The organism is Neptuniibacter sp. QD57_21, assembly GCF_047778075.1.
GTDB lineage: Bacteria > Pseudomonadota > Gammaproteobacteria > Pseudomonadales > Balneatricaceae > Neptuniibacter.
In genome coordinates this window covers 2,785,969-2,798,724 of the sequence record NZ_CP180549.1, presented here as the reverse complement: position 1 = coordinate 2,798,724, position 12,756 = coordinate 2,785,969, and the positions used below count along the sequence as shown (strand labels likewise).

The following is a 12,756-nucleotide window of genomic DNA, read 5'->3' as shown; positions in this document are numbered from 1 at the left end:
ATTATACGATTAATATTCCCTTTGTGAATGGATAACAGAATAATGTCGGTAAAACTATCAGATCTAATTGCATATATAGATCAGCGCTTAGAGCCAAACCAATTTAAAGATTACTGTCCGAATGGTCTACAAGTGGAAGGGCGAAGTGATGTTAGTAAAGTTATATCTGGTGTAACGGCTTCTCAAGCTTTGATAGATAGAGCTATCGATGAAAAGGCTGATGTTTTGTTAGTGCATCATGGTTTTTTTTGGAAAGGAGAGAATAGCTGCATTACAGGGATTAAAAAACGTCGCATCAAAGCCTTGCTAGATAATGATATAAGCTTGCTTGCTTATCATCTGCCATTAGATGCTCACCCTGAGATTGGTAACAATGCCCAGTTGGCTAAGCTTTTAGACATTGAAGGCTTTGGTGCTTTAGAGCTTGGTAATCCGCGCAGTATTGGGAATACGGGAGAGTTGCCTGAAGCTATGTCTGCAGAGGTATTGGCTGATCATATAGAAAAGGTTCTAGAACGTGAGCCTTTGCTGATTAAAGGCGGAGATCATCCTATTAAAAAGATTGGTTGGTGCACGGGTGGTGCTCAAGGCTATATAGAGAAGGCGATAGAACAGGGCTTAGATGCTTTTATCTCTGGTGAAGTCTCAGAGCCAACTTTCCACAGTGCGATAGAGAATGGTATTCACTACTTTGCTGCAGGCCATCATGCAACGGAGCGTTATGGTGCTATGGCATTAGGTGAAGAGCTGGCGCTGAAATTTGGGCTTCAGCACCAGTTTATCGATATAGACAATCCCGTTTAAACTTTTGCTTTAGGCTCTGCTGTTTCTGCGTCTACATTGCTAGGCGCATCAGCAGGAACCTGCTCTTCCTCTTTAGTTTCCTGTTCCTCTTTCAAACCAAAAGTTTCAGATAACGTGCCTTCATCTTCAGGTGATTTAGGTGCGTAATCTCTAGGTGGTTCTGAAGAGCTTTCTGCTTGTTCTGTGTCGGTAGTAGGTTTTGCTTCAGCTGAAGGTTCTTCTGCTTCGCTTTCTAGTTTCGGAGTCAAAGAGGGTTCAATGGCTAGATCAACGCTTCCTGGCTGACATAAGCCTTGCGCGCCAGTAGCAAGATGTTCGTGAACATCTTTGTAGCTGTTAGTCAGGTTGTTAACTAGCGCTGCGGTTTTTTCAAAGTGTTCAGTTACTTCGGTCTTGTAGCTGTCTAGTTCTTTTTGGGTGCTTTCAAGTTTTTCAGCGAGTTCTGCTTGACGTTGTGCACCTCCGCCAGAACGTCCCATCAAAAAACCAATTACGGCGCCAACAACAAGGGCTGCAATACTAATAAGCCAAACGTTTTCCACAAAAACTCCTTATAAACTTGGCATTTTAATTTGAATTAGGTGCTGACAAAGAGAGCCTGAATTATTTTATAAGGTACAGCATCAAGGGATCTTTGCGAGCTTTGTGCAAGGATAAATCAATTATCTATTCCTGCCTATAATAAATAATTTTCGACTTTATCCGCGGATAAATGAACTATAGATTGGTCGAATTTATCCGTATCATCACTTTAAGGCGCTTTGTTCTGCCGCTTTTTGATGAGAGGACTGGGCCTCGCAATGTAACTGATCGAGATACTCAATCTGTTCCTTGATGATAGCTTTAGCTAAATTGATATCTCGATCTTCAATCGCACCTAGTAGTCTACGATGTTGCCCTAAGATAATTTCTCTTTCCCGGAAACGGTAAGCAATCATGTTAGCAACCGGTTGCAGAGCCTCGATCAACGAATACATCACAAAACTCAGCATACGGTTACCACTTGCATCGGCAATAGCACGATGGAAGCGAACATCAGCGGCACAGAAATCTTCAGGGCTGATATTGGTATTGGATTGATAATTTAATTCAGCTCGCAGTTTTTCTAGGTCTTGTTCGGACCTATTTGCGCAGGCGTGTTGGCAGCATAAGCTTTCTAACTCTAATCGAGTGCTACTCACCTCAGTTAAAGATATCTGATTCATGCTGACAAACAGGGTTGCAGCGGTAGTCATCTGGTCACTGAGCTCTTCAGCACCTAAGTGGTTTACGAACGTGCCGCCAGTAGGCCCTCGGCGTGAACGAATTAAGTTCTTAGCAGCTAAGCGCTTGAGTGCTTCTCGAACCGTAGGGCGGGATACGTGAAAGCGTTCAGCTAGTTCACCTTCTGTAGGAAGGCGATCGTCTGCTTTTAGAGAACCATCTAAAATCGCTTCCTGTAATTGGTCAGCGACTTGTTTAGACAAGCTGGACTTATTGATCGGGGCTACTTCTAGGCTCACGTATTACTCCATAGGATTGCTAATACTACGAATAAGCTATTCTACATAAACTGAAACAATAACATCATAGCTTGTATCATATAAAAATCTATTTTATATTTGTATGACAAATAGGTAAATAAGTTTGGAGATCGACATGTTCAAAGCGCTCGTGTTAAATCAAAACGACGGTAAGACAGTAGCAGAAGTGACGGAATTGAGTCTGGATCAATTACCAGATCAGAATGTTTTGGTTAAAGTCGATTACTCCTCGTTAAACTACAAAGATGGTTTAGCCATTACGGGCAAGGGCAAAATTATTCGCAACTTTCCTATGGTTCCGGGCATCGATTTAGTTGGCACAGTAGAAGAGAGTGCTGATGATCGTTATCAAAAAGGCGATAAAGTTGTACTGACAGGTTGGGGTGTAGGAGAAAACCATTGGGGTGGATTTTCCGAGTATGCTCGCCTAAATGCAGATTGGTTAGTGCCTCTGCCTGAAGGCATGGATCCTGTTCGTACTATGCAGATCGGTACAGCAGGTTTAACTGCAATGCTATGCGTCATGGCTCTGGAAGAGGGCGGTGTAACACCTGATAAAGGTCCAGTCATTGTTAGTGGTGCCGCTGGTGGTGTAGGTAGTGTTGCCGTTTCGATTTTGGCGGGACTTGGTTATCAAGTGACAGCTATTACGGGCCGCCCTGAAACAGAGAGTTATCTGAAAGGTTTGGGTGCTTCAGAAATTGTTAGTCGAGAGCAGATGGCAGAGCCTGCTAGACCACTTGAGAAACAGCGCTGGGCCGGTGCTGTTGATACTGTAGGTGATACTATTTTGGGCAGAATTGTGTCAGAAACTGACTATGGCGGAGTCGTTACTGCATGTGGTCTTGCTGCAAGCTTCAAACTGCCTACCACGGTTATGCCTTTTATATTGCGTAATGTTCGCTTGCAAGGGGTTGATTCAGTGATGTGCCCTTATGATCGTCGTCTTGAAGCTTGGAAAAGACTAGAAACTCAATTACCTGATAACGCTGTGGGGGATATTGCTCAGATCATCGCTCTTAATGAGTTGCCGGATTATGCTGAGCGTATAACTAATGGTCAGGTGAAAGGCCGAGTGGTTGTTGATTTGAATAGTTAATAGTCAGTAATTGTATTGAATAAAAACGGCTCTATTTAGAGCCGTTTTTTTTATAGATACTAATTTAACCGTATAAACCATCAACTCTCGGTTTTATAAGGATTGGGGTGTACTTAATTAAGAAAAGCACCCAAGCGAGTATCCATAAAGTTCCAGATAGATGCAGCGTTGTTAGATAAGAAAGAGGTAATAACCCAACACTTAATCGTATTGCTGCAGCTAGAAGCATCAGAGTAAAGGCAGTGATAATTAACGGTCCAATTTTCAGAGGGCGGCCGGTATGTCCTAAGGAAACTCTTGCCATCATACCTAGTGTTAATCCCCCAATACTTCCTGCAGCAAATGCATGGTAAGCAATTGAAGTGCGAACCAGATCAAGTAAGCTTAAGCTATAAAGAATAAATCCCACTGATACGAATAGATAGCCGAACTGCAGAATCCAGACTAAAGGTACAGCCAAGATTCGTTTATCGAACCAGCCAACGACTCGAATCAGGTTTGCTACTCCTAGTAGCATACTGATTGCAATAATTAGAGGTTCAATCCCTGTTAGGCTTAAAACGACCCAAATTGCGGTCAGGGGAATGATCGCTTTTTCTAGCCAAACGTACTTTTTAACTTTGACACCTTCAACGCCGCGCTCTGTGAAAAATGGGATAACACGCCCACCTAAAATGCAGATCACCATAATGACTAAAAATAGGCCTAACTGAATCCCTTTTGCCGCAGTTGCCTCACTATAGCCAAGTAGTTGTAGGTGCATGAGTAGATTGGCGACAAAGAAGCCAAGCAGGAGAGGAACAAACATCAAGTTGCGATAATTTTTGGACTTAATCACCGGCCAAGCAACGCAAGCGGCTACCATCGGGGCGAAAGCTAAATCTGTAACTGCAATCAACCAAGGTTCAATCGCTGGGAATAAAGGCATTAAGCGGGCACTAAACCAGAGTAGAAAAAGTGCCGCTAGAGGCCAGCTGTAAAGTGTTTGCACGTTAGTCCATGTCTTAACAGCGGTCATTAAAAAGCCGGCGATGATCGCTAAAGAGAATCCAAATAGCATTTCGTGTGCATGCCAGAATACCCCATAGTTATAGTGGTGAGGTTGAATGCCGCCACTATAGATAACTAGCCACGCAGCCATTAAAAGTATGGCTGAGAGTGCGCCACCTAAGAAAAATGGGCGAAATGCCAAATTAAAAAGTGAAAAGGGTGAAGGGGTGCGTCTTTCTTGTAGTTGGATCATGGGATCTCTCCGCCGCTTATATCAGCAGTGTTATAATCTACACTAAGAATCATTGAATGTGTATTAAAAATACATCTTAAAAGAATGCTAACGTTCATTTTATTTATCTGACAATGAGTTTTTGACGAGGAATATCAGTGCGACAGTTAATATTAGGGGGTGCTAGGTCGGGTAAAAGTCAGGTGGCGCAAGAAAGAGCTACCGCTACGGGCCAGCCTGTTGTGTATATCGCTACCGCTCAAGCACAAGACTCGGAGATGGAGCAGCGTATTGAACTTCATCGTCAGAATCGACCCAGCGAATGGGAGATACTAGAGATCCCTTTTGACTTGCCGGATGCACTCAATAGTTTGAGTGGTAAGGGAAAAACGGTCTTAGTTGATTGTTTAACTCTGTGGTTAACCAATCTGTTATTAAAAGGTTTGGAACCTATGCAGGAAGGCATGAAGATGCTAACTGCTGCTGTGGATGATTTTGATGGAGACTTAATACTGGTTTCAAATGAAGTCGGTTGGGGTATTGTCCCCATGGGCGAATTGAGTCGTCAATTTCAAGATAATACCGGTCGATTACATCAAGATTTGGCTGCTGTAGTGGAAGTGGTGACGTTAACGGTGGCGGGTATCCCAATGGCTGTCAAAGGAGATGTTAAGTGAATTTGCAGGAATGGTCGCAGATTAAAGCTAAATCTTTAAACGTTGAAGCTGAACAAGCTGCTTTATCTCATCAAGGAAACCTAACTAAACCACCCGGCTCTTTAGGTGTATTGGAAAAAATAGCTGTGCAAATGGCTGCAATGCAAGCGCAGCCATTACCTTCGGCAGATCGTGTAAGCATCTCTATTTTTGCTGCAGATCATGGGGTGGCTGCTCAAAATGTATCCGCGTTCCCGCAAGAAGTTACATCGCAAATGATTCTGAATTTTGCCGAAGGCGGTGCGGCAATCGCTGTTTTAGCTAAGCAACTGAAAGCGAAGTTTGAGGTGATAAATTTAGGGACGGTGGTGCCTGTTAATCATCACAATGTGCTTAATCGAGTAATCGCTTCGCAAAGTGCTGATATTTCGAAGAGCCAAGCGATGAACAGTGAGCAATTGGTTACTGCGCTTAATGTGGGAGAGGAGGCGGTTTTAAGAGCTAAATCGTCGGGCGCTCAACTCTTTATCGCCGGTGAAATGGGTATAGGTAATACAACCGTTGCTGCCACAGTTTTAGCCGCGGCAATGGGCCTAACAGCCCAAGAAGTAGTTGGAGCAGGGACGGGCGTATCAGGTGACGCGCTTGAACATAAAACGGCAGTAATCGATCAGGCGCTTAAGCTACATCAATGTAAAGGCGATTCTCCCTTTGAATTGCTTCAATCCTTAGCCGGTTTTGAAATCGTAGCGATGGTTGGCGCTTATCTGACGGCAGCAAGGGAAGGCATTACGGTTGTTGTGGATGGGTTTATCAGCACTGCGGCTGCATATATGGCTAGTATAATTTGCCCTTTAGCTAAAGACTGGATGATCTTTGGTCATCAATCTGCGGAAAAATTTCATCATAAAGTACTTGTTGCCATGTCTGCTGAGCCTTTGTTAGCGTTGGATATGCGCCTTGGCGAAGGCAGCGGTGCGGCAACAGCGGTAAGTGTTATTCAAACGGCTTGCTTGCTTCATAAACAGATGGCGACCTTCTCTAGTGCTGGTGTGAGCGAGAAGTCGGACTAAAACCTATAGTAAGGATCTCTTTTGGATACTTTGTTTGTTGACCTGTTCCGACATGGTGAACCTGCACTTAAAGGCGTCTATTTAGGCCGTACCGATAGTCCGTTGTCTGTAAAAGGCCAGTCTACCTGTGAAGCTGTTTTAGCAAATGGTGAATGGGACTTAGTTGTGAGTTCGCCGTTAAAGAGGGCTTTGGAGAGTGCGCGCTGGTTAGCCAATACTAGGCAAATCGAGTTGCAAGTCTGGGATGAATTACAAGAACTGGATTTTGGTGACTGGGATGGTGTTAGTTTTGAGCAGGTTTATAGCGAAAACCCCGTCGCAGCAGATAAGTTTTGGCAAGCGCCGCAGGATTACCCTGCACCAAATGGCGAAACTATTCAGCAATTTAAGCAACGAATAGCTATGGTTAAAGAGCGGTTGCTAAAATTACCTGAAAAAAAAGTTTTGGTTGTAACTCATGGCGGTGTGATTCGGTGCCTGATTGGGGATATCTTGGGCATTGAAGCTGATCATTGGAGGCGAATTGCGATTGATTATGCGCATTTTACTAAACTGCGGTTTGATTATGACTCAAAACAATGTTGGCCGCAGTTATTAAGTAGTAATATCCAGCACTTACCTGATTCTGTCGTATAGGATAACGAATGAAATATACCGAAACGCTTAAAAATATTCATCGCAGCTTAGATCGTTTAGGTGATCTTCCGGTGTTTAGTGCTACGGTCAATCGTATACAGCAGATTAGCGCATCAGAAGAAAGCGATGCTATGGCTTTGGCTATGGCGATCATGAAAGATACGGGCTTATCAGCCAAACTGATCAAATTGGCTAATTCACCTACGTACAAAAGAGGTCAAGGTGATATTACGGTTGTATCCCGAGCGGTGGTCTTACTCGGGTTTAATCAGATTAAAAATATCAGTTTAACTCTTAAATTAATTGAAAGCTTTCATGACGAAAATCCTGATTTAGATGTACCTGGGATGATGATGCGACAGTTCTTGAGTGCCAACATGGCTAAGGAACTTGCATTAAAGAGCCGGAAATCAGTCGATCCAGAAGAGGCTTATATGGCTTCCCTATTATTTGGATTGGGCGAAATCATGGTTGCTTGCACCTTGCCAGAGCAGTATCGAAAAATGCTCAGGTTAAAGGAAAGAGGCGAGAAAAAATGGCCGCGAATACAGGCTGAAGTGTTAGGTATGAGTTTTAGTGAGTTAGGTAGGGAACTAGCCGCTGGTTGGGGGTATCCAAAACAGATCTTAAATACAATGTCCCCTTTGGATTTAGGGAATATTGATGAGCGAAGCGATATGCTTTCTGCCTTACCTACGCTCAGTCATGGTTTAGTACAGCAGCTATATGGACAGGATCAAAATAACGAACAGCCATACGATAAGGTTGTAGATGCCGTTTCCCTTGCTGGGGATATACCTTTTGATGAAGTTGGTGAAATTACGCTTCAGTGTTTCCAACGGGTTGCTAAAGTTAGCCGTAGTTACGGTTTGAAGGCTCGTTCGCTAATTCCTGAATACTCAGAAAGTGGAAATGTTGCTAAAGATGATATGGTTCGCCAGCTTGCCTTTTTGGCTCACAATGAAGTGGAGCTAGAGGAGGTTGAGCAAACTGAAAGCATCCCAGAGCATTCTACAAAAGTTATTGCAGAATCTAAACGTAACTCAAAACAGCTAAGTTATCTGAATCAATTGACAGAGTTAATTGCTGCGGATGGCAAGATTCACGAAGTCTTTAAGTTAGTTGTGGAAGCGATCGGTGAGTGCGGTCAGTTTGATCGCAGTATGCTTTGTTTACTTAGCAAATCAAACACACATCTTTCGGTCAAAATTATTGAAGGGGATGAACTTGACCCTCTACAAACTTATTTTGAACGGGATAAGTCGGGTAAAGCGGATGATCTATTCTTTAAGGTCTTAGCTAAGCAAGTAACCTTGCTAGTTAATGATTTAGAAGAAGATGGATGGGATAAACGACTACCGCCCAACTTTGTAAAACAGGTAGGGTGTCAGGGATTCGTATTAATACCTCTTACTATGGGAAAACGGGTTATTGGTATGCTGTATGCGGATCGCTTAAAAGGACGTGGGCCTGTATCCGAAGAGGATTTTAATACGTTTAACCAGTTCTCTACGCAAACGCGTCTAGCTTTAATGTACGCTGACAGTAAAGCCAGACAAACGGCATGACTATTCAGTCATGCCTTTCACAAATGATTTAGTATCTTCCCAAGCTTCTTTGCTGATCTCAACGCCATCATCGATAACGTCTTTGCTCACTTCAACGCCATCTTCGATAACTTCACCGCCTTTCTCTACAACGGTTTTGGCACCAGATTCGGTGGAGCACATTGCACGTTGAGCCACACATTTTGATTTACAGCCTAGCTCAGCGGCATCATCAGTAAAGTGTTTCACTGAACATTTAGCTTCACAGATGGTTTGATCTGTTGAGCAGTCAGCAAAAGCTGCAGGTGTTAGTAGCATTAACGCAGAAAAAAACAGCGCTCTCATTTTTATTACTCCCATTAGGTGAGTTGTATTATCTAACTTCTTTGGATCGCCAAAGAATCTCTTCACCGCCCTGCCTTAACACTATTATTCTGCTTGCCACAAAAAGCAGATCGGACAGCCTATTTAGATAAATACCAGAGTTAGGATTTACCTGAGCTGACTCATCTTGGAGTAGTGCTATGATTCGCCTTTCGGTGCGTCGGCAGATACTACGCGCCAAATGGGTATAACTAGCTGAAACAGTTCCGCCTGGGAGAATAAACTCTTTTAAAGGCGGTATCTCTGAATTCAGTAAGTCCAGTTGTTCCTCTAGGTATTCTATCTCTGTCTGAGTAATAACGACATAGCTAGGGTCTGCAATTGCTAACTCGCCGCCTAGATCAAATAGCTGGTGCTGTATGGTTTGCAGCAGGTTCGTAATTGATTCATCTGAAGGCAGACTTGCGATTACAATGCCTATGGCACAATTAAGTTCATCGACCGTGCCGATCACTTCGATTCGAAGATCGGTCTTGGATACACGCTCACCATTGGCCAAACCAGTTTGGCCTTGATCGCCAGAACGGGTATAGATCTTACTAAGCCTGTTATTCATGACTGCTCCTAGAGAAGGACACCATTGGATTAGGCATCACTATGAGGATGTAGTTCCCTAATTTTTCCAAGGTAGTACTTGTTGATATCCACCGTGATATCTAGTTTGTCTGCTTGCTCACATAGATAGCCGGTGATCTGATTAATCTCAGTTATACGGCCATGTTTCACATCTTGGTTCATCGAGGAAAAATTATTTTCGGTTAATTCAGCTACCTGACAAGCATGGTCAATTAAAGGGCCATCAAATAGCTCTAGATTAAGTGCAGTTATGACCTTTTCTACCTCATTGCAGATTAATACCATCTCATTTAGATAGTTAGGGTTGCTAACTAACTCGCCATTTTTACAGCCAAAGATCGCAGTTAAAGGGTTTATAGCGCAGTTAATCGCTAGCTTGCGCCACAAGGTTGTAGCTATTTCTGGATCAGGTTGTAAATCTAAGAAACTACAGTTTAATTGTTCTAACCACTCGAGCATTTTATCGGGTGATCCGATACGAGTAATCCCTTTGCCCGCGTGTACAACAGAGAATTCAGATTCTAACCATGCACCATCTGTTGTTGATGCCCATGCAACTTCAGCGTTTGGTAATTGATCTGTTATCCATTGCTGGCTGCCCATGCCGTTTTGCAGCACAACAACATGTGCGTCATCGGCAAGTCGATGCTTGATCGAGTTGAAAGCGGCTTGAGTATCAGTGGATTTGGTCGTGATAATCAGTTGTTGGATAAGCGACGAATTATTGGGGAGATCAGCTTCGCAACTATGCATTTGATCAGCTAATAGAATGCCGCGGTTTACTTCAAATCGAGAAAGCTTAGCCGAATTACGCAAAATAAGAGTGACGGGGAAACCCGCAGAAATGAGATTACAGGCCCATAAATTTCCAATTGAGCCAGCGCCAAGTATGTACCATCTCTCTTTCATGCTTAATTCTCTTAATCTTCAGCATTGTGGATCTTATTATCTCTCTATTGTGACGTGAAATGGAGGTAAAGGTCAGCTAGAATCGGCAAAAAAATAGGGAGAAGCCTCATGCCATCATTCGATATTGTGTCTGAACTAGACCAGCACGAAGTTACCAACGCTGTTGACCAGTCTAATCGTGAACTTCAGATGCGTTACGATTTTAAAGGTGTTGATGCGCGGTTTGAGCAAACTGAATCCACAGTTACGTTGCAGGCAGAAGTTGATTTTCAGCTGCAGCAGATGATGGATGTGCTTAAAACTAAGATGACGGGCCGCAAAATTGATATTCGTTGCTTGGAGATTAAAGATCCAGAAAAAGCGAATATGCGCGCACGTCAGGAAGTGATTCTTAAGCAAGGCCTAGATCAGCCATTGGCTAAGAAAATTGTAAAATTAATTAAAGATGCCAAGCTAAAAGTCCAAGCGCAGGTGCAGGGTGAGCAGGTACGAGTAACAGGCAAGAAACGCGATGACTTGCAAAGTGTAATGGCAATGCTGCGTGAAGCAGACCTTGAATTACCACTGCAGTTTAATAACTTCCGCGACTAAACCAACCTGTTACCGCCTTAACAAAGTCAGGTGAATGATTTTTCACCTGATTAATCTTGTTCTAAGCAATCCAGAAGAAATATCTCTTTTACTAGATCCTGCGAAGGTGTAGCTTCAAAGTCGTCTACGCAGATAGCCCCGCTTTGTAATTTGCTGGTTAGCGTATCGCCTTGCCAATTAACGACTGAAATCCCCGTAGAGCGGTGAATAACTCTTAGGTAAGGGTTGTTACGTTCAAACCAAGCGTCAATCATATAAGTCATCGGTATATCCCTCCTTGTTAAGTGTTAAGAAGAGTAACCCAGAATTTCATGAATGTAAATGATAATGATTCCTATTTATTTTCTTGGGCTGATCCAGATCAATATCAATACGGGTAAGCCGATGATCGCAACTGCAGTAAAGAACCAAGGATAGCCAAAGCTATCGACAAAGCCCCCAGAGAAGCCGCCTAGAAATTTAGGGAATAGCAACATCATCGAACTGAAAAGGGCATATTGTGTTGCAGAGTATTGAATATTTGTCAGGCTAGATAGGTAGGCGACAAAGGCCGCGGTAGCGATACCGCCACTCAAGTTATCCAGAGAGATAACGATTGTAAGTGCTGTGGTGTCATTACCTAAAGTAGCAAGCCAAGCAAATAGAAGATTGGTTAGAGATACTAACAGCGCGCCTAAGAACAGGATCTTTCTTACACCAAAGCGATTAACCAGAATGCCGCCAAGTCCTGCGCCAACGATGGTCATGACTACGCCATAAATCTTGATGATTTGCGCTATCTCTTCCTTGGTAAAGCCCATATCGACATAGAAAACATTAGCGATAATTCCAAGAATAACGTCAGAAATTCGGTAAGTGCCTATTAACGCCAGAATAATAAGGGCCTGCATACCGTAACGACGTACAAAGTCGATAAATGGGCAAGCAATAGCGATATAAGCCCAGCCTAAAAAGCGTGATATAAAATCGGGAAGGTGAGCATTACGTTGAGTAAATTCAATAATTTTTTGTTGTTGCTCAAGCGTTTCAGTGTCCATCTCAACAGAAGCTGGCTCTTTTACTAAAAAGGTTGTGATCATGCCGATTAGCATTAAAGAGGCCATGATTAAGTAGGCATACTTCCAAGAATTGATGTCATAGCTTTCAGGTGAAATTGAGGTCCACGCTGCGATCGCAAGTGCACCGGCACCCGCCACAATCATCGCTATGCGGTAGCCAGCCATATAAGTTGCAGCCATGGCGGCTTGTAAGCGTTCGCCAGCTGATTCGATACGGTAGGCATCAATCACAATATCTTGGGTCGCAGAACTAAAAGCGACTACTAGTGCTAACAACGCCATGTATTGAAGGTTTTCATGGGGATTGGAGAAGGCAAGCCCGGTTAAACCGATGATGAGCATGATCTGCGAAAGCAATAACCAGCTTCTGCGCCTACCAAGCCAAGTTGAAAGTAAGGGGAGGCTTAAGCGATCAACTAAGGGAGCCCAAAGCCATTTGAAGCCATAGGCTAAACCAACCCAGGAGAAATAGGTGATTAAACTCCGTTCAACGCCTGCTTCACGAAGCCAGAAGGATAAAGTGCCAAAGACGAGCAAAATAGGAAGGCCAGAAGAGAAACCAAAAAACAGAAGTGTGATTGCTCTAGGGTGAAGATAGATTTTAGCTGTATCGAGCCAAGATTCAGTTTTGGAATCAACTGATGACATATATGACGCCTTCCTTGTAATAGGCGTTTA

The 12,756-nt window shown here is 43.3% G+C and carries 15 protein-coding genes; 7 read left to right on the top strand and 8 right to left on the bottom strand.

The features are described from left to right. The first annotated feature begins 42 nt into the window (after positions 1-42). Positions 43-804: a Nif3-like dinuclear metal center hexameric protein gene (locus ACMXYS_RS12580; RefSeq protein ID WP_415896722.1), complete on the top strand. Its 762-nt coding sequence runs from the start codon at positions 43-45 to the stop codon at positions 802-804. Here the strand turns inward: ACMXYS_RS12580 and ACMXYS_RS12575 are convergent. Continuing rightward, a complete protein-coding gene (locus ACMXYS_RS12575; RefSeq protein ID WP_415881996.1) occupies positions 801-1,346 on the bottom strand; it encodes a YhcB family protein in 546 nt (181 codons plus the stop codon). The genes ACMXYS_RS12580 and ACMXYS_RS12575 overlap by 4 nt on opposite strands. 204 nt (positions 1,347-1,550) lie before the next feature. Further along, on the bottom strand, positions 1,551-2,306 hold the full coding sequence (locus tag ACMXYS_RS12570) for a FadR/GntR family transcriptional regulator (RefSeq protein ID WP_415881995.1): 756 nt from the start codon (positions 2,304-2,306) through the stop codon (positions 1,551-1,553). Between the two features lie 136 nt (positions 2,307-2,442). On the opposite strand from ACMXYS_RS12570, the gene ACMXYS_RS12565 reads away from it, so the two are divergent. Further along, a complete protein-coding gene (locus ACMXYS_RS12565) occupies positions 2,443-3,426 on the top strand; it encodes an MDR family oxidoreductase (protein ID WP_415896721.1) in 984 nt (327 codons plus the stop codon). Positions 3,427-3,490: 64 nt separating this feature from the next. Here ACMXYS_RS12565 and ACMXYS_RS12560 read toward each other — a convergent pair whose 3' ends face one another. Continuing rightward, positions 3,491-4,669: an NnrS family protein gene (locus ACMXYS_RS12560; protein ID WP_415896720.1), complete on the bottom strand. Its 1,179-nt coding sequence runs from the start codon at positions 4,667-4,669 to the stop codon at positions 3,491-3,493. A gap of 137 nt (positions 4,670-4,806) precedes the next feature. Between ACMXYS_RS12560 and cobU the strand changes: the two genes are divergently transcribed. The 4 genes from cobU to ACMXYS_RS12540 are packed head-to-tail and all read left to right on the top strand — an operon-like array spanning position 4,807 to position 8,581. Then, complete coding sequence (gene cobU / locus ACMXYS_RS12555; protein ID WP_415896719.1) at positions 4,807-5,325, top strand: bifunctional adenosylcobinamide kinase/adenosylcobinamide-phosphate guanylyltransferase; 519 nt, start codon at positions 4,807-4,809, stop codon at positions 5,323-5,325. Beyond that, positions 5,322-6,377, top strand: coding sequence for a nicotinate-nucleotide--dimethylbenzimidazole phosphoribosyltransferase (gene cobT / locus ACMXYS_RS12550; protein ID WP_415896718.1), 1,056 nt, complete (start codon positions 5,322-5,324; stop codon positions 6,375-6,377). The genes cobU and cobT overlap by 4 nt, the downstream gene beginning before the upstream one ends. 21 nt (positions 6,378-6,398) lie before the next feature. Beyond that, positions 6,399-7,013, top strand: coding sequence for a histidine phosphatase family protein (locus ACMXYS_RS12545; RefSeq protein WP_415896717.1), 615 nt, complete (start codon positions 6,399-6,401; stop codon positions 7,011-7,013). Between the two features lie 8 nt (positions 7,014-7,021). After that, entirely contained in the window at positions 7,022-8,581 is a 1,560-nt protein-coding gene (locus tag ACMXYS_RS12540; RefSeq protein ID WP_415896716.1) for an HDOD domain-containing protein, read from the top strand. Here ACMXYS_RS12540 and ACMXYS_RS12535 read toward each other — a convergent pair whose 3' ends face one another. The 3 genes from ACMXYS_RS12535 to ACMXYS_RS12525 are packed head-to-tail and all read right to left on the bottom strand — an operon-like array spanning position 8,582 to position 10,429. Continuing rightward, positions 8,582-8,905 (bottom strand): hypothetical protein, encoded by a 324-nt coding sequence (locus ACMXYS_RS12535; RefSeq protein WP_415881988.1) that lies wholly within the window; start codon positions 8,903-8,905, stop codon positions 8,582-8,584. It abuts the gene before it with no gap. 28 nt (positions 8,906-8,933) lie between these two features. Beyond that, the gene (locus ACMXYS_RS12530) at positions 8,934-9,500 is read right to left on the bottom strand and encodes a cob(I)yrinic acid a,c-diamide adenosyltransferase (protein ID WP_415896715.1); all 567 of its coding nucleotides are present in this window, start codon (positions 9,498-9,500) and stop codon (positions 8,934-8,936) included. A 29-nt stretch (positions 9,501-9,529) separates the two neighbouring features. Further along, positions 9,530-10,429 carry a 2-dehydropantoate 2-reductase gene (locus ACMXYS_RS12525; protein WP_415896714.1) on the bottom strand — a complete coding sequence of 300 codons (900 nt, stop codon included), beginning with the start codon at positions 10,427-10,429 and terminating at the stop codon, positions 9,530-9,532. A gap of 108 nt (positions 10,430-10,537) precedes the next feature. Here ACMXYS_RS12525 and ACMXYS_RS12520 point away from each other — a divergent pair, with 108 nt between their 5' ends. Continuing rightward, positions 10,538-11,020, top strand: coding sequence for a YajQ family cyclic di-GMP-binding protein (locus ACMXYS_RS12520; RefSeq protein WP_415896713.1), 483 nt, complete (start codon positions 10,538-10,540; stop codon positions 11,018-11,020). 50 nt (positions 11,021-11,070) lie between these two features. Here the strand turns inward: ACMXYS_RS12520 and ACMXYS_RS12515 are convergent, their stop codons facing one another. Together ACMXYS_RS12515 and ACMXYS_RS12510 are read right to left on the bottom strand one after the other, a co-directional pair. Further along, complete coding sequence (locus tag ACMXYS_RS12515) at positions 11,071-11,283, bottom strand: hypothetical protein (RefSeq protein ID WP_415881983.1); 213 nt, start codon at positions 11,281-11,283, stop codon at positions 11,071-11,073. Positions 11,284-11,358: 75 nt separating this feature from the next. Beyond that, the gene (locus tag ACMXYS_RS12510; RefSeq protein WP_415896712.1) at positions 11,359-12,726 is read right to left on the bottom strand and encodes an AmpG family muropeptide MFS transporter; all 1,368 of its coding nucleotides are present in this window, start codon (positions 12,724-12,726) and stop codon (positions 11,359-11,361) included. Between the last annotated feature and the right edge of the window lie 30 nt (positions 12,727-12,756).

Excerpts from the sequence above, each read along its gene's own strand:
- ACMXYS_RS12580 (WP_415896722.1), top strand. The coding sequence starts at position 43 with ATGTCGGTAAAACTATCAGATCTAATTGCATATATAGATCAGCGCTTA.
- ACMXYS_RS12565 (WP_415896721.1), top strand. The coding sequence starts at position 2,443 with ATGTTCAAAGCGCTCGTGTTAAATCAAAACGACGGTAAGACAGTAGCA.
- ACMXYS_RS12560 (WP_415896720.1), bottom strand. The coding sequence starts at position 4,669 with ATGATCCAACTACAAGAAAGACGCACCCCTTCACCCTTTTCACTTTTT.
- ACMXYS_RS12540 (WP_415896716.1), top strand. The coding sequence starts at position 7,022 with ATGAAATATACCGAAACGCTTAAAAATATTCATCGCAGCTTAGATCGT.
- ACMXYS_RS12535 (WP_415881988.1), bottom strand. The coding sequence starts at position 8,905 with ATGAGAGCGCTGTTTTTTTCTGCGTTAATGCTACTAACACCTGCAGCT.
- ACMXYS_RS12530 (WP_415896715.1), bottom strand. The coding sequence starts at position 9,500 with ATGAATAACAGGCTTAGTAAGATCTATACCCGTTCTGGCGATCAAGGC.
- ACMXYS_RS12525 (WP_415896714.1), bottom strand. The coding sequence starts at position 10,429 with ATGAAAGAGAGATGGTACATACTTGGCGCTGGCTCAATTGGAAATTTA.
- ACMXYS_RS12520 (WP_415896713.1), top strand. The coding sequence starts at position 10,538 with ATGCCATCATTCGATATTGTGTCTGAACTAGACCAGCACGAAGTTACC.
- ACMXYS_RS12515 (WP_415881983.1), bottom strand. The coding sequence starts at position 11,283 with ATGACTTATATGATTGACGCTTGGTTTGAACGTAACAACCCTTACCTA.
- ACMXYS_RS12510 (WP_415896712.1), bottom strand. The coding sequence starts at position 12,726 with ATGTCATCAGTTGATTCCAAAACTGAATCTTGGCTCGATACAGCTAAA.